This window comes from Xanthomonas arboricola pv. juglandis (assembly GCF_001013475.1).
Classification (GTDB): domain Bacteria; phylum Pseudomonadota; class Gammaproteobacteria; order Xanthomonadales; family Xanthomonadaceae; genus Xanthomonas; species Xanthomonas arboricola.
This window is the reverse complement of the sequence record NZ_JZEF01000001.1, coordinates 288,273-308,171: the sequence shown is the minus strand read 5'-3', so window position 1 is coordinate 308,171 and position 19,899 is coordinate 288,273. Positions and strand designations below refer to the sequence as shown.

Sequence of the window (19,899 nt, the reverse complement as noted above, 5' to 3'; positions counted from 1 at the left end):
CGATAATCGGCTGTCCCCCGCATTACGCCTGCCATGACCCGCACCGCACTCGTCACCACCGCCCTGCCCTACGCCAACGGGCCGCTGCATCTTGGCCATCTGGTCGGCTACATCCAGGCCGACATCTGGGTGCGCGCGCGCCGGCTGCGCGGCGACAAGACCTGGTTCGTCTGCGCCGACGACACCCACGGCACGCCGATCATGCTCGCCGCCGAAAAGGCCGGGGTCACCCCGGAAGCCTTCATCGCCAACATTCAGGCCAGCCATGAGCGCGATTTCGCCGCGTTCGGGGTGACCTTCGATCATTACGATTCGACCAATTCGCCGGTCAATCGCGCGCTCACCGAGGCGTTCTACACCAGGCTGGAGGCCGCCGGTCACATCAGCCGGCGCTCGGTGGCGCAGTTCTACGACCCGGCCAAGGGCATGTTCCTGCCGGATCGCTACATCAAGGGCATCTGCCCCAACTGCGGCAGCGCCGACCAGTACGGCGACAACTGCGAGATCTGCGGCGCCACCTACGCGCCGACCGAGCTGAAGGAGCCCAAATCGGTGATCTCCGGCGCCACGCCGGAGCTGCGCGACTCGGAGCATTTCTTCTTCGAAGTGGGCCATTTCGACGGATTTTTGCGCGAGTGGCTGGCCGGCGATGTGGCGCTGCCCGGGGTCAAGGCCAAGCTCAAGGAATGGCTGGACACCGAAGGCGGCCTGCGCGCCTGGGACATCTCGCGCGATGCGCCGTATTTCGGTTTCCAGATTCCCGGCCAGCCGGGCAAGTATTTCTACGTGTGGCTGGACGCGCCGATCGGCTACCTGTGCAGCTTCAAGACGCTGTGCGCGCAGATGGGCGAAGACTTCGATGCGCATCTGGTGGCCGGCACGCAGACCGAGCTGCATCACTTCATCGGCAAGGACATCGTCAATTTCCACGGCCTGTTCTGGCCGGCGGTGCTGCACGGCACCGGCCATCGCGCGCCGACCCGGCTGCACGTCAACGGCTACCTCACCGTGGACGGCGCCAAGATGTCCAAGTCGCGCGGCACCTTCGTGATGGCGCGGACCTTCCTGGACGTGGGCCTGGAACCGGAGGCGCTGCGCTATTACTTCGCGGCCAAGTCTTCCGGCGGCGTGGACGACCTGGACCTCAACCTTGGCGATTTCATCGCGCGGGTGAATGCGGATCTGGTCGGCAAGTTCGTCAACCTGGCCAGCCGCTGCGCAGGCTTCATCGGCAAGCGCTTCGACGGCAAACTGGCCGACGCCCTGCCCGACCCGGCGCAGTACGACCGCTTCGTCGCCGCGCTGGCGCCGATCCGCGAGGCCTACGAGCGCAACGATGCGGCCAGCGCGATCCGCCAGACCATGGCGCTGGCCGACGAGGCCAACAAGTACATCGACGACACCAAGCCGTGGGTGATCGCCAAGCAGGACGGCGCCGATGCGCAACTGCAATCGGTGTGCACGCAGGGCCTGAACCTGTTCCGGATCCTGGTGGCCGCGCTCAAGCCGATCCTGCCGCGCACCTGTGCCGAGGCCGAAGCCTTCCTGTCGGCACCGATGACCAGTTGGGAAGACGTCGCCCGCCCGCTGACCGCGCACGTGATCCAGCCCTACACCGCCCTGTTCACCCGTATCGACCCCAAACTGATCGACGCCATGACCGACGCTTCAAAAGACACCATGGCCGCGCCCGCAACCCAGGCTGCGGCCACCGTCAGCACTGCAAAAGTGGCCAAAACCGATGCAAAAGCGGCTACGCCGGCCAATCCCCCTACGTCCGTTTCGAATACAGGTCTTATTGGCATCGACGATTTCGCCAAGCTCGACCTGCGCATCGGCAAGGTGCTGGTGTGCGAATTCGTGGAAGGCTCGGACAAGCTGCTGCGCTTCGAACTGGATGCCGGCGAACTGGGCAAGCGCCAGATCTTCTCGGGCATCCGCGCCAGCTATGGCGAACCGGAAGCGCTGGTCGGCCGCAGCGTGGTGTTCATCGCCAACCTGGCCCCGCGCAAGATGCGCTTCGGCATCAGCGAAGGCATGATCCTGTCGGCCGGCTTCGACGGCGGCGCGCTGGCACTGCTGGACGCCGATGGTGGTGCGCAGCCGGGGATGCCGGTGCGGTGAAGCGGGATTGGGGGCGGGAATCGGGAATCGGGAATCGGGAATCGTAGAAGCTACAGCTCATTGTTGAGGGAGACCTGACACGCGTGCCTGGCCCGACCCCTCATCCGCCCCTGCGGGGTACCTTCTCCCGGTGAGAGAAGGTACAGACACTACGCCTCCAACCAATCCCCACTCCCGACTCCCCAATCCCCGCCCCCATGCACCTGGCCCTGTTCGACTTCGACCACACCATCACCACCTGCGACAGCTATGCGCGCTTCCTGCGCAAGGTGGCGACGCCTGCGCAGCTGGCGACGGCGAAGTGGCAGGCCGGTCCGTGGGTGTTCGGCTATCGGGTCGGGCTGGTCTCCGCACACGCCTTGCGTGCGCGCGTCACGCACCTGGTCTTCAGTGGTCGCTCGCTGGATGAGATGGCCGCCCATGGGGCTGACCATGCACGCAACGCCTTGCCCGGGATGTTGCGTGCCCAGATGATGCGACGCATCGACTGGCACCAGGCGCAGGGGCATGAAGTGGTGCTGGTGTCCGGCTCGCTGGACCTGTATCTGCAGCCGTGGTGCGCCCAGCATGACCTGTCGTTGATCTGCAACAAGCTGGAACACCACGCCGGCGTGCTGAGCGGGCGCTATGCGGATGGCGATTGCGGTCCGCACAAGGCCGCGCAGATCCGCCTGCGCTACGACCTGTCGCACTACGAATGCGTGCATGCCTACGGCGATAGCCGCGAGGACAAACCGATGCTGGCGCTGGCGCAGCAGCGCTGGTATCGCGGCAACCTGCTGCACTGACATGCACATCGCAACGCCTGCCTCATCGCCCGATCTGGTCGAACGCCTCGACCGCCTGCTGCCGCAGACCCAGTGCGGCCAGTGCGGTTACGACGGCTGTCGCCCGTATGCGCAAGCCATGGCCAATGGCCTGGCCGACGTCGATCACTGCCCGCCCGGCGGCGACGCCGGGGCACGCGCGTTGGCGCACGTGCTGCAGCGTCCTGCACGCCCATACGACCGCAGCCGTGGCAGCCACACGCCGCCGCAGGTGGCCTGGATCGTGGAGGCCGACTGCATCGGCTGCACCAAATGCATCCAGGCCTGCCCGGTGGACGCCATCGTCGGCGGCGCCAAGCACATGCATACGGTGATCGCCGCGCTGTGCACCGGTTGCGAGCTGTGCCTGCCGGCCTGCCCGGTGGACTGCATCACGCTGCACCCAGGCGGCTGACACGCTGGCGAGTCGGCATGCATCCGACACAGCGCTGGCCAGCGTTGCGCGTATCGCACCGCGACGCCATCCCTGACCATCGGCACCGGCCGCCAACGACGCCCTGTTTGTCGGGAACGTCCTGACGCGTCCGGCGCATCCGTGCTGCGGATGCGCTCGTATTGGTAGGCACTCCCATCGAGGAATCCGCCGATGCGCCCACTCGCCGCCGCCCTTGCCGCGCTCGCCACCGTCTGCCGGCCGATTCCGCCGTTGTTGCTGCTGGTGCTGGGCGGCCTGCCGCTGAGTGCGGCTGCGGTCACCCGTGTGGATGGCGATGCCTTCGATGGCGACAGCGGCGCGCTGCGCTATCGCGAGTCGCACTGGCTGCTCGGCGATGGCGGACGCGTGGTGCTGTATCGCTGCCCGGATGGGCGCCCGTTCGCGCGCAAGCAGGTCGATGGCGGCGGCAGCTCGCCCGACTTCAGCCTGATCGACGGCCGCGACGGCTATCGCCAGGGCGTGCGGCAACGCAACGGCGTGCGCGAGATGTTCCAGCAGGAGCCCGGCAAGGCCGAGCAGCGCACGCCACTGCCGGCCGACGACGGCCCACGCGTGATCGATGCCGGCTTCGATGCCTACCTGCGCAACAACTGGGAGGCGCTCGCCAGCGCGCCGCAACGCGTGGACTTCGTGCTGCCCAGCCTGCAACGCCAGCTGGCGTTCCGTGTCGAGCGCATCGGCGATACCGGCGGCGAGCGCCGGTTTCGCTTGAGCCTGGATGCCTGGTACGGCGCGGCGGTGCCCTCGCTCGAAGTGCGTTATGCCATCGCCGACAAGCGTCTGTTGCAATTCCGTGGCGTGGGCAATCTGCGCGACGACCACGGCCGCTATCCGCATGTTCGCATCGTTTTTCCGGACACCGCTGCGCGTGCCGTCGGCGCCGATGAGCTGCGCCAGGCGCGCGAGCAGCCGCTGGCCAGGAGTTGCAGCGCCCCGTGAGCCAGACACCTGCCATCTTCACGTTCGACCACACGCGGTTGCGTACAACGGCCCGGTCATCCCTTTCCCCTACAGGACCATCGCCATGGCCAAGGCCTACCTCTGGATCAACGCAGTGCTCTACGTCGTCCTGGCGATCTGGTGCACGCTCTCGCCGGCCAAGACCGCCAATGTCGTGGGTTACACCCAGCTCTCGCCGGCCGGGCAATCGGAATACCTGGTCATCTACGGCGGCCTGCAGCTGGGCATGGCGTTCCTGTTCGGCTACTTCGCATGGATCGATCAACCGCGCACCGGCCTGCTGGTCGCACTCGCGTTCTACGTGCCGATCGTGCTGTTCCGCAGCGTCTCGCTGGCGCGCCTGTGGCCGGTCTCCGCACCCACGGTGGCATTGGCAGGGGTCGAGATCCTGTTGCTGCTCGCGGCAGTGCTACTGTGGTTTCAGCGCAAGTGAAGGACAGCATCAGCACAGTCCGGTAGCATCGCCCTCACCTCAAAAAACGCCCGACCGCATGAGTGCCATCCCTGGCCACGACGACGATGAAGCCGGACGACTGCTGACCGCCACCGCGGGCGGCGACCGGCATGCCTTCGAGGCGCTGTACCGGCAGACCTCGCCCAAACTGTTCGGGGTTTGCCTGCGCATGATCCCGCAACGTGCCGAAGCCGAAGAGGTGCTGCAGGACGTGTTCACGCTGATCTGGCACAAGGCCGGGCAGTTCGATCCCACCCGTGCACGCGGGCTCACCTGGTTGGCGATGATCGCGCGCAACAAGGCCATCGACCATCTGCGCGCCAATGCACCGCAACGCCGCAATGTGGCGCTGGACGATGCCGGCGAATTGCGCGCCGGCGATGCCTCGCCGCTGGAGCGCACCGAGCGCGCCAGCACGCGCCGCCGCATCGACCATTGCCTGGCCGAGCTGGAGCCGCCGCGCAGCGAATTGATCCGCACCGCGTTTTTCGACGGCATCACCTACGAAGAACTCGCCGCGCGCACCGACACACCGATCGGCACGGTCAAAAGCTGGATCCGCCGCGGCCTGGCCAAACTCAAGGCATGTCTGGAACGATGAGCACGCCCTTTCCCATCGACCAGGAACCGCCGCGCGACGTGCTGGCCGGCGAATACGTGCTGGGCCTGCTCAGCGCCGACCAGCGCCTGGCTGCCGAACAACGCGTCGCCACCGACGGCCAGTTCGCCCAGGCGGTGACGCAGTGGCAGGAACATCTGGCGCCGTTGCTGGACGAAATCGCCGCAGTGACGCCGCCCGGCCAGGTCTGGGCACGCATCCGCCAGACGCTGGGCTTCGATACGCCGTTGCATGCGGTGGCCTCCGCGCCATCGGCAACGCCGCCGTCAGGCACGCCAAAGCCAGCGGTGTGGAACAGCGTGCGGTTCTGGCGCTGGGCAAGCGCCGCTGGCCTGGCCACTGCCGCGGTCTGCGTGCTGGCGCTGTTGAACCTGCGCACGCCGCCGGCACCGGTGCAGCCGCCGCCGGGCACCGGTCCGGTGGTGCAGACACCGGTTACGCCGCCTGCGACCACCGCGCCGGCAACCGGTATCGCGATGACCTCCACGCTGGCCACCGAAGACGGCCGCCCGGGTTATGTCGCCTTGATGGATGCCGACAAGCACACCATCACGGTGACGCCGCTGGACCGCACCGCCACCGCCGACAAGGTGCCCGAGTTGTGGCTGATCACGCCGGACGGCAAGGCGCATTCGATGGGTACCTTCGACGACCAGCGGGCACGCCGCGCGCAGATTCCCGATCAGCTGATGCCCATGCTCAGCAACGAGGCCATTCTGGCCGTTACGCTGGAGCCGCCAGGCGGCGCACCGGGCGGCATTGCCACCGGGACCGTAGTGGCCAAGGGCGGCATCAGCACACTGGCAATGGCGCCCTGATCCGGCGCGCCTGACGCCGCCTGCGACCACGTCGCAGGCGGCGGCTTCCAAGCAACAGCCTCATCCGCCTCAACCCTGGCGTGCGCCGTTGAATGTGTGCGCAATTGCGCGATTCGTTCGCACCGGCACGCCAAGCGCGCGCACGCATGCGACGATCAAACCGGCTGGTGCATCTGTTTGCCGGCGGCGTCCGTAAAGGGTCACGACTACACACGGAGAACCACGCGTGCCGAGTACTGGCTTTGACCCACATGCCGCGCCGCCGCAGCCTGCCGAAACCCGCTGTCTCGGGTGGCTCGCAGCACGCACCGGCAGCCTGCGTCGTTGGGTGGATTCGCAAACCGACGAGCCGCTGGACGAGGCACGCGCAGACCGCATCGACTGGCTGCGTGCCCTGCCCTTCATCGCGCTGCACCTGGCCTGCCTGGCGGTGTTCTGGGTCGGTGCGTCCTGGTTCGCGGTCGGCGTGGCGGTGGCCTTGTACGCACTGCGCATGTTCGCGCTGACCGGGTTCTATCACCGCTATTTCTCGCACCGCGCGTTCAAGACCTCGCGCGTGCTGCAGTTCCTGTTTGCGGCCCTCGGCGCCACCTGCGTGCAACGCGGGCCGCTGTGGTGGGCCGCGCATCATCGCAACCATCACCGCCATACCGACACCGGCCGCGATCCGCATTCGCCGGCGCAGCACGGCTTCTGGTGGAGCCACACCGGCTGGTTCCTGACCCCGCGCAACTTCCGCACCGATTGGGAGGTCATCCCCGACCTGCGTCGCTTTGCCGAGCTGCGCTTTCTGGACCGCTTCGACATCGTGATGCCGGTGCTGCTGGCGATCGGGCTGTACCTGCTCGGCGACTGGCTGGCGGTTGCCGCGCCCGCATTGAAGACCAACGGTGCGCAGCTGCTGGTGTGGGGCTTTGTGATCTCCACCGTGGCCTTGTTCCATGCCACCTTCACCATCAATTCGCTGGCGCACCGCTTCGGCAGCCGGCGCTTCGACACCCGCGACGACAGCCGCAACAACTGGCTGCTGGCACTGCTCACCTTCGGCGAGGGCTGGCACAACAACCATCATTTCTTTCCCGGCTCCGCGCGCCAGGGCCTGCGCTGGTGGGAGTACGACGTCACCTGGTACGGGCTCACCGCGATGTCGTGGGTGGGCCTGGTGTGGGACCTCAAACCGATGCCGAAATCGCTCACCCAACGTGCCGAGCGGGTGAGCCGATGAGCGAGGGCAGGATTGCCGTGGTCGGCAGCGGGATCGCCGGCCTGGGCGCAGCGTGGCTGTTGTCGCGCCGCTACGAAGTCACCTTGTTCGAGGCCGCCGATTATCTGGGCGGGCATACGCATACGCACGACATCCAGCTGGACGGCCAGCGCTATGCGGTAGACAGCGGCTTCATCGTGTTCAACCCGCAGCACTATCCGCTGCTCACGCGCATGTTCGCCGAGCTGGACGTGGCCGCGCAGCCGACCACGATGAGCTTTTCGGTGCACGATGCGCGCAGCGGGCTCGAATACAACGCCGGCAGCCTGAGCGGACTGTTCTGCCAGCGCAGCAACCTGCTCAGCCCGCGCTTCTGGGGCATGCTGGCCGACCTGCGCCGTTTCTATCGGCAGGCACCGGCGGTGCTGCACAGCGAAGAGCGCTTCAGCACGCTGGGCGCGTATCTGCAGCGGCATGGCTACTCGGACGCGTTTCGCGACCAGCATCTGGTGCCGATGGCTTCGGCGTTGTGGTCATCGCCCTCGCAACGCATCCTGGAATTTCCGATGGGCCAGCTGATCGGCTTCATGGCCAATCACCACATGCTGCAGCTCAGCGGGCGTCCGCAATGGCAGGTGGTGCGCGGCGGCTCCAACAGCTACGTGCGTGCGCTGCGTCGGCGCTGGCAGGTGCTCGAGCGCCTGTCCACGCCGGTGCATGCGATCCGGCGCGCGCCCAACGGCGTGGTTCTCAGCTCCCTGCGTGGCGAGGAGCACTTCGACAACGTGGTGCTGGCCTGCCATGCCGACGATGCCCTGGCCTTGCTCAGCGACGCCACGGCGGCCGAGCAGCAGATTCTGGGCGGCATCACCTACCAGGACAACGACACCGTCCTGCACACCGACGCCAGCGTGCTGCCGCGCGACCGCCGCGCCTGGGCAGCGTGGAATGCGCATGTGCCGGCCGACCCGCAGGCGCCGTGCACGGTCAGTTACTGGATGAACGCCCTGCAGTCGATCGATGCGCCGCAGCCGTTCATCGTCAGCCTCAATCGCGATCACGACATCGCGCCGGACAAGGTGCTGCGGCGCATGCGCTACCGCCACCCGGTGCAGAACGCCGCCGCGCTCGCCGCGCAGACGCGCAAGGCCGAGATCCAGGGCCTGCAGCACACCTGGTTTGCCGGCGCTGCATGGGGCTTCGGCTTTCACGAAGACGGCCTGCGCAGCGGCGTGGACGTGGCCCGTGGCCTGGGAGTGGACTGGTGATGCAGCTGCTGCGCGAAGCCAGCCCCGATGCGGTACCGCTGCCTCCGGGCGAGGACAGCGGTGCGGGTAGCGTGGCCGGCACACTGCGCAGCGCAATCTACACCGGCTGGGTGCGGCACCGTCGGTTTGCGCCCAGAGCGCTGGCGTTTCGCTACCGGCTGTTCCTGATGTACCTGGATCTGTCCGAGCTCGATGCGGTGTTCGCGCGGCGTTGGCTGTGGTCGGTGGGGCGCGCCAACCTGGCGCAGTTCCGGCGCAGCGATTATCTCGGCGATCCGAACGTTCCGCTGGACCAGGCCGTGCGCGATTGCGTGCAGACCCAGACCGGCGAGCGCCCCGATGGCGCGATCCGCCTGCTCACGCATCTGCGCTACTTCGGCCACGTGTTCAATCCGGTCAGCTTCTACTACTGCTTCGATCGCCACGGTGGCCTGCGCTGGATCGTTGCGGAAATCACCAATACGCCCTGGCAGCAGCGCCATACCTACGTGCTGCCGGTCGCGCAGGCGCGCACGCATCGCGACGTGCATGCCTGGCGCTTCGACAAGCGCTTCCATGTCTCGCCGTTCATGGGCATGCAGCATCAGTACGACTGGCGTTTCAGCGTGCCGGATGCGCAATTGCGCGTGCATATGCAGGTGTTGGATGCGCCCGGCGGCGATACGCCGGCCGCTCATCCTGACGCCGGTGGCGCAGGCAGCGAGCGTGGCACGCGCCGCTTCGATGCCACCCTGGTCCTGCAACGCCAGCCGCTCAACGCACGCACCCTGGCGCGCACGCTGCTGGCCTACCCCTTGATGACCGTGCAGGTGGTGCTGGCCATCCACTGGCAGGCCCTGCGCCTGTGGCTACGCGGCAACCCCGTCCACGATCACCCTCATCCGCCTGTGCGAGAACCCCGATGAACGCCACGTCCCTGCCCGACACCGCTGCGCCGCGCGCGGCTTCCTGGACGGACCGCCTGTTGCGCAAGCGGCTGCTGGCCACGCTCGGCGAGCTGCGCGATGGACAGTTGCAGCTGCACGAAGCCGATGACGTCACCACCCTCGGCAACGCCAGTGGTGCGGATGCGCTGCAGACGCAGTTGCGCGTCATCGACCCCGGCTTCTATCGCCAGGCCGCGCTCAATGGCAGCGTCGGTGCCGGCGAGTCGTACATGGACGGGCAATGGCAATGCGACGATCTGGTCGCGTTGATGCGCCTGCTGCTGCGCAATCGCGAGCGCCTGGATGCGATGGAGACCGGTACCGCGCGACTGGGCGGCTGGGCAATGCGCAGCCTGCATGCATTCGCACGCAATACCCGCAGCGGCAGCCGGCGCAACATCGCCGCGCATTACGATCTGGGCAACCCGTTATTCCGCCTGTTCCTGGACGAGAACCTGATGTACTCCTCGGCGATCTTCGTCGAGGGCGAAGAAGCCCAGGGCGAGGCCGCACTGGAGCGCGCAGCCACGCGCAAGCTCGAACGCATCTGCCAGAAACTGCGGCTCGGCCCGCAACACCATGTGGTGGAAATTGGCACCGGCTGGGGCGGCTTTGCGCTGCACGCTGCACGCGAGCATGGCTGCCGCGTCACCACCACCACCATCTCGCGCGAGCAGTTCGAACTGGCGACCCAGCGCATCGCCGCGGCCGGCCTGAGCGACCGGGTCAGCGTGTTGTTGCGCGACTATCGCGATCTGGACGGGCGCTACGACCGGGTGGTGTCGATCGAGATGATCGAGGCGATCGGCCATCAGTATCTGGACACCTATTTCGCCAAGGTCGGCAGCCTGCTGGCCGACGATGGCGAGGCGCTGATCCAGGCCATCACCATCGAAGACCATCGCTATGCGCAGGCGTTGCGCTCGGTGGACTTCATCAAGCGGCACATCTTCCCCGGCAGCTTCATTCCGTCGGTGGCGGCGATGACCGGCGCAATCGCACGCGCCAGCGACCTGCGCCTGTTCAACCTGGAAGACATCGGGCCGAGCTACGCGTTGACGCTGCGCGCCTGGCGGCAGCGCTTCATGGCGCAGCTGCCGCAGGTGCGCGCGCTCGGCTATGACGAGCGTTTCATCCGCATGTGGGAGTTCTACCTGGCCTATTGCGAAGCCGGCTTCCTGGAACGCTCGATCGGCGATGTGCATCTATGGCTGAGCAAGCCGGGCGCACGCCCGCCGCAGTTCGTGCCCGGCCTTCCCGTTCACGCATGAAGCAGCTCGGCAACTATTTGGGCCTGCAGGTGCTGTGGCTGGTGGCCGTCAGCGCGGCCGCACAGGCGCGCGTCTGGCCTACCCTGCTGGTACTGGCGCTGTTCGCGCTGTATCAGCTGTGGCCGTCGCGGCGTGCGCCGGGCGATCTGCAGTTGCTGGTCGCCGCGCTGTCGCTGGGCTTGCTGCTGGACACCACGCTGGCCGCCGCAGGCTGGGTGCGTTATGCCGCACCGTGGCCGGGCACCCTGCTGGCGCCGGCCTGGATCCTGGCATTGTGGCTGGGCTTTGCGCTCACGCTCAATCATTCGCTGGCGTCGGTGATGCAGCGGCCGTGGCTGGCGGTGCTGCTGGGCGCGATCTTCGGGCCGTTTTCGTACTGGTTGGCGCAGCGCAGCTGGCAGGCAGTGCAATTCCAGCCGCCGCAGCTGCATGCGGCGGTCGCGGTCGGCATCGGTTGGGGCGTGGCCTGCGGTCTGTTGTCGCTGTATGCACGCCGCCTCGCGCGACCATCGCCTGAACACCTGAGGGGAGAACTGCAATGAATGCCTGGCCGCTGCTGCATGTGGGCGTGTTTGCGAGCGTGGTGATGGTGGTCGGCTGGCTGTGGCAACGCCGCAGCGGCAATGCCGGCCCGGTCGACGTGCTGTGGGCCGCGTGTCTGGCGGTGGCAGCGCCGTATTGCGCGTGGATGTCCGATGGCGCGCTGCTGCCGCGCGTGCTGGTCGGCGTGCTCGGCGGTGTCTGGGGCGCGCGCCTGGCGTTGCATCTGGGCGTGCGCGTGTTCGGCGACCCGCACGAAGATGGCCGTTATCGCGCCCTGCGCGAGCACTGGAACGGCGACCAACGCAAATTCCTGGGCTTCTTCCTGGCGCAGGCGGTGGTCGTGGTGCTGTTTTGTGTGCCGTTTCTGGCCGCTGCCAGCAACCCGACTCCGGCCTGGAGCGCGTGGAGCACGCTGGCGATTGCGGTGTGGTTGATCGCGGTCGGTGGCGAAGCCCTGGCCGACCGGCAACTGTCTGCGCACAAGGCCAACCCTGCCAATCGTGGCGTCACCTGCCGCAGCGGATTGTGGCGGTATTCGCGCCATCCCAACTACTTCTTCGAGTTCGTGCACTGGTTCGCCTATCTGGCGCTGGCCGTCGGTGCCGGGCCGTGGCCGCTTGCCCTGGCTGCGCTGGGGCCGGTGGTGATGTTCGTATTCCTGTATCGCTTCACCGGCATTCCCTACACCGAGCAGCAGGCGCTGCGCTCGCGTGGTGAGGACTACGCGCAATACCAGCGCAGCACCAGCGCGTTTTTCCCACTTCCCCCTTCGTCCTGAGTCGCCTAGAGAGTCGTATGTCCACTGTCACCATCCCGCCCTCCTCGCTGCCCGAAGAATCCTTCGCCACCCGGCTGGCCGAATCCGGCGTGCTGCCCGACGCCGCACTGCGTTACGGCATCCGCCGGCTGTGTGCGCAACGCCTGCACGATGAGCGCACCGGCGGTGCCGACGCCAGCGGCGAACGCCAACGCGCCTTCATCGACAGCCTGCGTGCCAGCGCCATCGCGATCGAAACCGATGCCGCCAATCGCCAGCACTACGAATTGCCGCCGCAGTTCTTCACCCTGTGCCTGGGCCGCCGGCTCAAGTACAGCAGCTGCTACTGGGACGCCACCACGCCGGATCTGGATGCGGCCGAAGAACGCATGCTGGCGCTGTACGGCGAGCGCGCCGAACTGGCCGACGGCCAACGCATCCTGGAGCTGGGCTGCGGTTGGGGCTCGCTGACCTTGTGGATGGCCGAGCGCTATCCCGGCGCCACCATCACCGCGGTGTCCAACTCGCGTCCGCAGCGCGCGCACATCCTGGAGCAGTGCCGCGTGCGCGGATTGAGCAACGTGCAGGTCATCACCGCCGACGTCAACGCGCTGGCGCTGCCGCCGGGCAACTTCGACCGCGTGGTGTCGGTGGAGATGTTCGAACACATGCGCAACTACCGCGAGCTGCTGGCACGTGTCGGCAGCTGGCTGGCGCCAGGCGGCAAGCTGTTCGTGCATATCTTCTGTCACCGCGACCTGGCCTACCCGTTCGAAGTGGCCGGCGAAGACAACTGGATGGGACGGCATTTCTTCACCGGCGGGCTGATGCCGGCGGCCGACACCCTGCTGCATTTCCAGCAGGACGTCATCATCGAACAGCGCTGGGTGCTGTCGGGCGAGCATTACGAAAAAACCGCCAACGCCTGGCTGGAAAACCAGGACCGCCACCGCGAGCAGATCATGCCGCTACTACGGCAGACCTATGGCGACGATGCGCAGCGCTGGTGGCAGCGCTGGCGGATGTTCTGGCTGGCCTGCGCCGAGCTGTTCGGTTACGACCAGGGCCGCGAATGGGGCGTGGCGCATTACCGCTTCGTCAAACGCTGATCGCGCACGCGCGCGCGTCGAAACGACGAGGCGGCCCACGTGAGTGAAGCGCGACATGTCGGCGCTCCAATCATGGGGTGCGCCGACAAGCGCGCTGGCGATGCTGTCAAGCCGACCTGCGATCAGCTTTCGCCACTGTCCTTCAGACAATGCTGCGACGCTTGTCCGAGCGCATGCGCGCAGATGACACGGCGTCGGCGCGCGATCGAGCCGCGCTCCGCGCGCCGCGCTGTGATCAGCTCGCCGCAGCGGTGATCACGATTTCCACCTTCCATTCCGGCCGCGCCAGTCTGGCTTCGACCGTGGCGCGCGCCGGGGTGAAGCCGTGCGGCACCCATTCGTCCCAGGCCTTGTTCATGCCGTCGAAATCGGCGATGTCGGCCAGGAAGATTTCCGCACGCAGGATCTTGGTCTTGTCGCTGGCCGCCTGCGCGAGCAACTTGTCGATTTCACCCAGCACCTGGCGGGTCTGCCCGGTGATGTCTTGGCTGGTGTCTTCGGCAATCTGGCCGGCCAGGTAGCACACGCCGCCATGGACGGTCATTTCCGACATCCGCGGACCCGCATCGAATCGCTGCAGCATTTTCAGACTTCCTACGGTTGATTGACCCGGGCATTGTCCCGCGAATGCGGCAAACGTGCAGCCCCGGCGCGCACGTGCTGCGCCAACCACGCCCCCACCCGCACCATCCAGGCCACGATCAACACGATGGCGCTCTTCTGGCTGATGCCCAGCGGCGCGCTGGTGACCGTGACGTGGAACAGCAATACCGCAAATGCGCACAGCCCCAGGCCGAACGCGGCGGCGAAGTGGCCTTGCCACATCCGGTCGCGGCGGAAGTACCAGGACTGCAGCAACACCGCCGCGATCACGCACAGAAACGTCATGTCGGCCGAGAGCAGGTGCACCGGCATCGCCGCATCGGGCGCCAGCTCCGGCATCCAGCTATCGCCGATCGACACCATGCACAGGCCCACCGCCGCCGCCCAGAACAGCCCCACCACGGTGCGGCTGCGCGCGGGCGGTGCAAGTGCCGCATGCAGGCCCAGCGCCATCCACGCCATCGCGGCAGCCAGCACGCAATAGGCCGTGCGCAACAGCAGCCCGTAGGCGCCGTGCAGATACGCGCTCAGCTGTGCGTCGATCCAGTCCAGATCGCCGCGCAGCCATTGCAGCAGCAGGATCAAGGCGATGAAGGCCAGGCCCGTGCAGGCGGCGACTGCGCCGGCCTGCCCGGCCCAGCGTGGCGGGCGGGAAGACCCGGGTGGCATCGCAGTGCCGCTGTTGTGTTGATCTTCCATCAGCAGCCTGTCTGTGTTGCAACAGTCATCGTGTCCATATCGGTCTCCTGCGGCACGTGGGCGCGGCGATGCCCTATGATGCGCGCGGCCGTCCTGAGCCGACACCTGTCGGCGCGACCGAACCCTGCGTTCACCTCATTCGGCATCCACGCGATCACCCTGCATGTACCTTGACACCGACCGTCCCATGCAGAGCAACCGCCCGCACGGCACGCACCGTGCATGTGCCCTTCTTCCCCTTCAGCAGATCCCGTTTCCCTCATGACGGATACCTCCGTGTCTTCCCAAGCGCCGGCCAGCGGCTGGCGCCGCGCCTTGCCGGTGATCATCAGCCTGGCAATCCTGGCAATGGCGCTGCACGCGCTGTCGGGGCAATTCACCGACCATGGCTATCGGCAGATCCGCCAGGCCTTCCGCGCCCTGGGTGCCGGCCAGATCGCGCTCACCCTGTTGCTGGGCTTGAGCAGCTACGCCTGCCTGGTGGGCTTTGACTGGATCGGGCTCAAGCGCACCGGCAAGCGACTGCATCCGGCGCGCGTGGGCATCACCGCCTTCATGGCGCATGCGGTGGGGCAGACGCTGGGCTTTGCCGCCCTGACCGGCGGCGCGGTCCGCCTGCGCGGCTATGGCAGCGTCGGGCTGACCCTGGCCGAAATCGGCCAGGTGGTGCTGATGAGCACGCTGGGCTTCATCTTCGGCGCCTGGGTGTTGCTTGGCCTGGCGCTGCTGCTGGAACCGGAAGCGGCTGCGCGTGCCTTGCCGATTGCCGCAGAAGGCATCCGCATCGCCGGCATCGCCTTGCTGGTCGGCTACGTCGCGATGCTGGGGCTGGTCGGCAGACAGGGCCGCGAATTCGGGATCCGCAGTCATCGCTTCTGGCTGCCCGACCGCACCACGGTACTGGGCGTGACCGCGCTGAGCGTGGTCGAGCTGGGCCTGGCGGCCGCCGCGTTCTACGTGCTGCTGCCGCCGGACCCGGGCACCGGCTACTTCGGGTTTATCGGCATCTGGCTGGTGGCGGTGGTCGCCGGGCTGATCTCCACAGTGCCGGCCGGCCTGGGCGTGTTCGAGTGGAGCCTGCTCAAGCTGCTGCCGCACGTCACCCCCGCCGCGGTGCTGGCCGCCGCGCTGGCCTACCGGGTCACCTACTACATCGTGCCGCTGCTGATCTCGGTGGCGATGGCGGCAGCCTCCGGCCTGGGCGCACCGGTGCGCGCCAGCGCCAGCACCGCACGCACGGTATGGAAGGCCTTGCGCCCGTGGCTGCCGCAGATCCTGGCGTTGGCGGTGTTTGCGGTGGGTGCGGCGCTGGTCATCGACGGCACCTTGCCCACCCCGCGCGCGCGCCAGGAAGTGGCGCCGCTGCCACTGATCGAAACCTCGCATCTGCTGGTCAGCCTGGGCGGCATGGTGCTGCTGCTGATCGGCCAGGGCCTGCAACGCCGCAGCCATGCGGCCTGGGTGCTGGCGCTGGGCGTGTGCATCCTGCTGCCGCCGCTGTCGCTGTTGCGCGGCAGCCATATCTCGGTGTCGTTGTCGGCGGCACTGGCCGCAGTGGCGCTTTGGGCGGCACGCCGCGAGTTTTACCGCCAGGGCGCGCTGCTGGACGAAGCCTGGTCGTGGCGCTGGCTGAGCAACCTCGGCCTGGTGCTGGTGGCCACGTTCTGGCTGCTGTTCTTCGTCTACAGCCACGTCGAATACAGCAACGACCTGTGGTGGGAATTCGCCACCTCGGCCAACGCGCCACGTGCGCTGCGCGCGGCGCTGATCCTGTGCGTGGGCGTGATCGTGTTCGGCATGGCGCGCCTGCTGCGTGGCGGCCGCCGCCCGATGCCGTCCGCCGATGCGCAGACCCTGCAGACGCTGGCGCCGATCCTGGCTATCAGCACCGACACCCAGGCCTGCCTGGCGCTGACCGGCGACAAGGCCTTCCTGCTCGACGAGCAGGGCCGCGGGTTTGTGATGATGCAGCGTTACGGTGGCTCGCTGATCTCGATGGGCGACCCGGTCGGCCCACCGGAGGTCGCGCGCGCCCTGATCTGGCGCTTCCGCGAGGAGGCCGACCATATGGGCCTGCGCCCGGTGTTCTACCAGGTCGGCGAAAAATACTGGCAGACCTACCTAGACATGGGCCTGACGCTGGTCAAACTGGGCGAAGAGGCGATCGTGCCGTTGGAAGGCTTCACCCTCGAGGGCCGCGACCGCGCCGATCTGCGCCAGGCCTGGAACCGCGGCAAGCGCGGCGGCCTGACCTTCCGCATGCTGCAGCCCGAACAGGTGGATGCGGTATTGCCGCGCCTGTCCGAAGTGTCCGAACAATGGCTGGAAGAAAAGTCAGGCGAAGAGAAGGGCTTCTCGCTGGGCAGCTTCGATGCGGACTATCTGCGCCGCTTCCCGGTGGCCGTGGCCGAGGCGGAAGGCGAAATCGTGGCCTTCGCCAATGTGTGGTGGGCGCCGGCCGGCGGCGAGTTGTCGGTGGACCTGATGCGGCACAGCGCACAGGCACCCAAGGGCACAATGGATTTCCTGTTCATCGAGCTGTTCCTGTGGGGGCAAGCCAACGGCTATACGCGCTTCTCGCTGGGCATGGCACCGCTGTCGGGCCTGGCCGAGCATCGCCTGGCCGGCCGCTGGAATCGCTTCGCCAGCCTGGTCGCACGTCATGGCGAGCGTTTCTATGGCTTCAGCGGCCTGCGCCGCTTCAAGTCGAAGTTCGCCCCGACCTGGCGCCCGCGCTATCTGGTCGCACCCGGCGGCATGCATCTGCCGGCGGCGCTGCTGGATGTCACCCGATTGATCTCGGCGGATCCGGGCCGGCAGGAGTAAGGCCGCTCGATACCTGCGGTTTTACGCGAATGCCTCGCTCTACTGCGGGCGCTTGCACGTGTGCCTGAAAGCATTGCTTGCCGATCAGCGGTAGCAATATCGGGAGCGTGGTGCCGCGTCCGGTGGCGGGACCGTGTGGCGACATGGATGTCGCCACCGAGCCTCCAGGGATGGATTCACGGCGTGTCCCGACACTGGATGCGGCGCCGCGCCGCCGACCAGCTCCGCACACCGATCAATCTGTGCAGAACATCTATCTTTTACGCGCGAATGCTTCGGTCTGCTGCGGGCGCTTGCACGCGTACCGGTGTGGGACACGCCGCAAGTACGTCCATGTAGGCTCTGGCGCGGCATCCATGCCGCTCAAGGTCCCACACCGCCACCCGCGCAAGCACCACCAGTTGGGGTCGGTTGCGGAAAAAAATGCGAAGGGCCTGTTGGCGCTGCACATCCTTCGGAACGTCACCACTTTTTGGCGACATGACAGCAGGTAGATGGCTTACCGATTACATCGGCCACGAAGTCCGCAGGCATCAACACGTGCTTGAAGCATTGCTTGCCGATCAGCAGTGGCAACGCTGGGAGCGTGGTGTCGCGTCCGGGGGCGGGACCGTGTGGCGACATGGATGTCGCCACCGAGCCTCCAGGGATGGATTCACGGCGTGTCCCGACACTGGATGCGGCGCCGCGCCGCCGACCAGCTCCGCACACCGATCAATTTGTGCAGAACATCTTTCGTTTACGCGCGAATGCTTCGGTCTGCCGAGGGCGCTTGCACGTGTACCGGCATGGGACACGCCGCAAGTACGTCCATGTAGGCTCTGGCGCGGCATCCATGCCGCTCAAGGTCCCACGCCGGCACCCGCGCAAGCACCACCGGTTGTTGTCGGTTGCTGAAAGAAAAGCAGAGGGCCTGCCGGACTGCAGGGGGCCAAACCGAACGGTGACAACCAGGTTGTTGACCTGGTTCGGCCTGGAGTTGGGCCGAACCAGGTCAGATATGCCGCGCTCGCTTACGGCTTCGACAGCGCGTGCAGCTGCTCCATGATCACTTTGGCCAGGGTCGCGTAATCGCCCTTGAAGTGGTGATCACCCGGCAGCGCGACCCGCTTGGCGGCCTGTGCCGACAGGCTTGGGCAGAGCGCGTCCTGATCGTCCTGGCCGTAGATGCACACGGTGGTGCCGGCGGGCAGCCGCTGCACCTCCGGCGCGATCGGCAGGCCTTCGTCGTCCGAGCCCAGCCAGTTGCTGACATGGAATTCGTAATCGGCCAGCTTGCCCACCGACAACAGCGCGGTCATGCGCAGGTTCTGCTTGGTCTGCGCCGGCAACTTGTTGATTGCGGCAGGCAACACGTCCGCGCCCTGCGAGAAGCCGATCAGCACCACCCGCTGACGTTGCCAGCGCTGCGCATAGAAACGCGCGATGCGATCCAGATCGGTGGCAAAGCCCTGCGGTGTGCGCTCGGTCCAGAAGTAACGCAGCGAATCCAGGCCGACCACCGGGATGCCTTGCGCGGCCAACGCATCGGCCACCTCTTCGTCCAGACCCGCCCAGCCGCCGTCGCCGGAGACGAAGATCACGAAGGTGTCGTCGTCGCTGTCGCCATCGGGCTTGGCCGGCAGTTCCACCACCGGCAGATCTTCCAGCCCGCCCGGTGGCGGCGGCAGCGCCACGCCCTTCTGCTCGCCCAGCGAACGCGCCGCCGCGCGCAGGCCCGGCAGGATGTCGCCCTGCGCCGAACGCGTGAACGTGCGCGCCTGCGGTACCTGCTTGAGGAAGCCGTCTTCGGCCGCGGCCGGGCAACGCTTGTCCTGGCTGCCGGCAAGCACCCAGGGAATCTGCAATGGCACCGGCAGCAGCGTATTGCTGCCCGGGCGCACGCCCGGCTGGCAGATCGCCTGGTCGGACACCGTCGCCGGGCACAGCCCGTCGGTCAGCACGCCGGCCAGCACATGCGGCTTGGCTTGCGCCGCGATCGCATAGGCCAGCGCAGCCCCCTCGCCGTCGCCGACCAGCAGCGGCAGGCGGTAGGTGGGGATGTGGTAGAAGGCCTGCACGTAGCGCGAGAAATTTTCCACATCTCCGACCGAAAACGCGCAGGTACCGCCGGCCTTGCGCAGCACCGCGTACAGATGCGCGGTATCCACCATCGCCACCATCGCGCCATCGGCGCGCAGGCTTTCTGCCTGGGTCTGGCGCTTGACGTTGTTGCCGGTGCCGGTCAGCCAGATCACCACGCGCTGCGGCTCGCCCTTGGGCATCAGCACCGGCACCTGCTCGAAACGGCCGTGGCTCACTGGCTGCGTGGTCTGCGCAGCCGCCATGCCCGATAGCGTCAACACCGCCGCGCCGCAGAGCGCGCTCCACATCTCAAGTCGTCGCATGTCGCACCATCGGGAAAAGTGGTTCAAAGATAATCGTTCCAGGCAGCCACGCGAAGCGCGGCGCTTCG

The 19,899-nt window shown here is 67.2% G+C and carries 18 protein-coding genes; 15 read left to right on the top strand and 3 right to left on the bottom strand.

What is annotated here, in order from left to right:
- The first annotated feature begins 33 nt into the window (after positions 1-33).
- The 14 genes from metG (at position 34) to XARJCFBP2528_RS01190 (ending at position 13,316) form a co-directional block, all read left to right on the top strand.
- Positions 34-2,124 (top strand): methionine--tRNA ligase, encoded by a 2,091-nt coding sequence (gene metG / locus XARJCFBP2528_RS01255; RefSeq protein ID WP_047124208.1) that lies wholly within the window; start codon positions 34-36, stop codon positions 2,122-2,124.
- A 197-nt stretch (positions 2,125-2,321) separates the two neighbouring features.
- A complete protein-coding gene (locus XARJCFBP2528_RS01250) occupies positions 2,322-2,912 on the top strand; it encodes an HAD family hydrolase (RefSeq protein ID WP_047124207.1) in 591 nt (196 codons plus the stop codon).
- Between the two features lies 1 nt (position 2,913).
- Complete coding sequence (gene rnfB / locus XARJCFBP2528_RS01245) at positions 2,914-3,345, top strand: Rnf electron transport complex subunit RnfB (RefSeq protein ID WP_016903520.1); 432 nt, start codon at positions 2,914-2,916, stop codon at positions 3,343-3,345.
- A 192-nt stretch (positions 3,346-3,537) separates the two neighbouring features.
- Positions 3,538-4,326: a hypothetical protein gene (locus XARJCFBP2528_RS01240; protein WP_016903519.1), complete on the top strand. Its 789-nt coding sequence runs from the start codon at positions 3,538-3,540 to the stop codon at positions 4,324-4,326.
- Positions 4,327-4,411: 85 nt separating this feature from the next.
- Entirely contained in the window at positions 4,412-4,780 is a 369-nt protein-coding gene (locus XARJCFBP2528_RS01235) for a DUF4345 family protein (RefSeq protein WP_016903518.1), read from the top strand.
- Positions 4,781-4,838: 58 nt separating this feature from the next.
- Positions 4,839-5,402, top strand: coding sequence for a sigma-70 family RNA polymerase sigma factor (locus XARJCFBP2528_RS01230; protein WP_016903517.1), 564 nt, complete (start codon positions 4,839-4,841; stop codon positions 5,400-5,402).
- Entirely contained in the window at positions 5,399-6,238 is an 840-nt protein-coding gene (locus tag XARJCFBP2528_RS01225) for an anti-sigma factor (protein WP_016903516.1), read from the top strand. The genes XARJCFBP2528_RS01230 and XARJCFBP2528_RS01225 overlap by 4 nt, the downstream gene beginning before the upstream one ends.
- A gap of 226 nt (positions 6,239-6,464) precedes the next feature.
- Positions 6,465-7,463 (top strand): acyl-CoA desaturase, encoded by a 999-nt coding sequence (locus XARJCFBP2528_RS01220; RefSeq protein WP_047124206.1) that lies wholly within the window; start codon positions 6,465-6,467, stop codon positions 7,461-7,463.
- On the top strand, positions 7,460-8,710 hold the full coding sequence (locus XARJCFBP2528_RS01215; protein WP_016903514.1) for an NAD(P)/FAD-dependent oxidoreductase: 1,251 nt from the start codon (positions 7,460-7,462) through the stop codon (positions 8,708-8,710). The genes XARJCFBP2528_RS01220 and XARJCFBP2528_RS01215 overlap by 4 nt, the downstream gene beginning before the upstream one ends.
- Positions 8,710-9,615, top strand: coding sequence for a DUF1365 domain-containing protein (locus XARJCFBP2528_RS01210; protein WP_026064580.1), 906 nt, complete (start codon positions 8,710-8,712; stop codon positions 9,613-9,615). Before XARJCFBP2528_RS01215 ends, XARJCFBP2528_RS01210 begins: the two co-directional genes overlap by 1 nt.
- A complete protein-coding gene (locus XARJCFBP2528_RS01205; protein WP_016903512.1) occupies positions 9,612-10,907 on the top strand; it encodes an SAM-dependent methyltransferase in 1,296 nt (431 codons plus the stop codon). The genes XARJCFBP2528_RS01210 and XARJCFBP2528_RS01205 overlap by 4 nt, the downstream gene beginning before the upstream one ends.
- Positions 10,904-11,449, top strand: coding sequence for a DUF2878 domain-containing protein (locus XARJCFBP2528_RS01200; protein ID WP_016903511.1), 546 nt, complete (start codon positions 10,904-10,906; stop codon positions 11,447-11,449). The genes XARJCFBP2528_RS01205 and XARJCFBP2528_RS01200 overlap by 4 nt, the downstream gene beginning before the upstream one ends.
- The gene (locus XARJCFBP2528_RS01195; RefSeq protein ID WP_047124205.1) at positions 11,446-12,228 is read left to right on the top strand and encodes a DUF1295 domain-containing protein; all 783 of its coding nucleotides are present in this window, start codon (positions 11,446-11,448) and stop codon (positions 12,226-12,228) included. The genes XARJCFBP2528_RS01200 and XARJCFBP2528_RS01195 overlap by 4 nt, the downstream gene beginning before the upstream one ends.
- Positions 12,229-12,245: 17 nt before the next feature.
- Positions 12,246-13,316 (top strand): SAM-dependent methyltransferase, encoded by a 1,071-nt coding sequence (locus tag XARJCFBP2528_RS01190; protein ID WP_016903509.1) that lies wholly within the window; start codon positions 12,246-12,248, stop codon positions 13,314-13,316.
- A 235-nt stretch (positions 13,317-13,551) separates the two neighbouring features.
- Here XARJCFBP2528_RS01190 and XARJCFBP2528_RS01185 read toward each other — a convergent pair whose 3' ends face one another.
- Positions 13,552-13,899 (bottom strand): RidA family protein, encoded by a 348-nt coding sequence (locus XARJCFBP2528_RS01185; RefSeq protein WP_016903508.1) that lies wholly within the window; start codon positions 13,897-13,899, stop codon positions 13,552-13,554.
- An 11-nt stretch (positions 13,900-13,910) separates the two neighbouring features.
- A complete protein-coding gene (locus XARJCFBP2528_RS01180) occupies positions 13,911-14,618 on the bottom strand; it encodes a DUF998 domain-containing protein (protein ID WP_016903507.1) in 708 nt (235 codons plus the stop codon).
- A gap of 261 nt (positions 14,619-14,879) precedes the next feature.
- Between XARJCFBP2528_RS01180 and mprF the strand changes: the two genes are divergently transcribed.
- Positions 14,880-17,444: a bifunctional lysylphosphatidylglycerol flippase/synthetase MprF gene (gene mprF, locus XARJCFBP2528_RS01175; RefSeq protein ID WP_016903506.1), complete on the top strand. Its 2,565-nt coding sequence runs from the start codon at positions 14,880-14,882 to the stop codon at positions 17,442-17,444.
- A 1,013-nt stretch (positions 17,445-18,457) separates the two neighbouring features.
- On the opposite strand, the gene XARJCFBP2528_RS01170 is transcribed toward mprF, so the two are convergent.
- The gene (locus XARJCFBP2528_RS01170; protein WP_026064579.1) at positions 18,458-19,831 is read right to left on the bottom strand and encodes a virulence factor; all 1,374 of its coding nucleotides are present in this window, start codon (positions 19,829-19,831) and stop codon (positions 18,458-18,460) included.
- Positions 19,832-19,899 lie beyond the last annotated feature (68 nt).

Excerpts from the sequence above, each read along its gene's own strand:
- rnfB (WP_016903520.1), top strand. The coding sequence starts at position 2,914 with ATGCACATCGCAACGCCTGCCTCATCGCCCGATCTGGTCGAACGCCTC.
- XARJCFBP2528_RS01195 (WP_047124205.1), top strand. The coding sequence starts at position 11,446 with ATGAATGCCTGGCCGCTGCTGCATGTGGGCGTGTTTGCGAGCGTGGTG.
- XARJCFBP2528_RS01185 (WP_016903508.1), bottom strand. The coding sequence starts at position 13,899 with ATGCTGCAGCGATTCGATGCGGGTCCGCGGATGTCGGAAATGACCGTC.
- XARJCFBP2528_RS01170 (WP_026064579.1), bottom strand. The coding sequence starts at position 19,831 with ATGCGACGACTTGAGATGTGGAGCGCGCTCTGCGGCGCGGCGGTGTTG.
- XARJCFBP2528_RS01215 (WP_016903514.1), top strand. The coding sequence starts at position 7,460 with ATGAGCGAGGGCAGGATTGCCGTGGTCGGCAGCGGGATCGCCGGCCTG.
- XARJCFBP2528_RS01225 (WP_016903516.1), top strand. The coding sequence starts at position 5,399 with ATGAGCACGCCCTTTCCCATCGACCAGGAACCGCCGCGCGACGTGCTG.
- XARJCFBP2528_RS01240 (WP_016903519.1), top strand. The coding sequence starts at position 3,538 with ATGCGCCCACTCGCCGCCGCCCTTGCCGCGCTCGCCACCGTCTGCCGG.
- XARJCFBP2528_RS01180 (WP_016903507.1), bottom strand. The coding sequence starts at position 14,618 with ATGGAAGATCAACACAACAGCGGCACTGCGATGCCACCCGGGTCTTCC.
- XARJCFBP2528_RS01210 (WP_026064580.1), top strand. The coding sequence starts at position 8,710 with ATGCAGCTGCTGCGCGAAGCCAGCCCCGATGCGGTACCGCTGCCTCCG.
- XARJCFBP2528_RS01230 (WP_016903517.1), top strand. The coding sequence starts at position 4,839 with ATGAGTGCCATCCCTGGCCACGACGACGATGAAGCCGGACGACTGCTG.
- XARJCFBP2528_RS01190 (WP_016903509.1), top strand. The coding sequence starts at position 12,246 with ATGTCCACTGTCACCATCCCGCCCTCCTCGCTGCCCGAAGAATCCTTC.
- XARJCFBP2528_RS01200 (WP_016903511.1), top strand. The coding sequence starts at position 10,904 with ATGAAGCAGCTCGGCAACTATTTGGGCCTGCAGGTGCTGTGGCTGGTG.
- XARJCFBP2528_RS01250 (WP_047124207.1), top strand. The coding sequence starts at position 2,322 with ATGCACCTGGCCCTGTTCGACTTCGACCACACCATCACCACCTGCGAC.
- metG (WP_047124208.1), top strand. The coding sequence starts at position 34 with ATGACCCGCACCGCACTCGTCACCACCGCCCTGCCCTACGCCAACGGG.
- XARJCFBP2528_RS01235 (WP_016903518.1), top strand. The coding sequence starts at position 4,412 with ATGGCCAAGGCCTACCTCTGGATCAACGCAGTGCTCTACGTCGTCCTG.
- mprF (WP_016903506.1), top strand. The coding sequence starts at position 14,880 with ATGACGGATACCTCCGTGTCTTCCCAAGCGCCGGCCAGCGGCTGGCGC.
- XARJCFBP2528_RS01205 (WP_016903512.1), top strand. The coding sequence starts at position 9,612 with ATGAACGCCACGTCCCTGCCCGACACCGCTGCGCCGCGCGCGGCTTCC.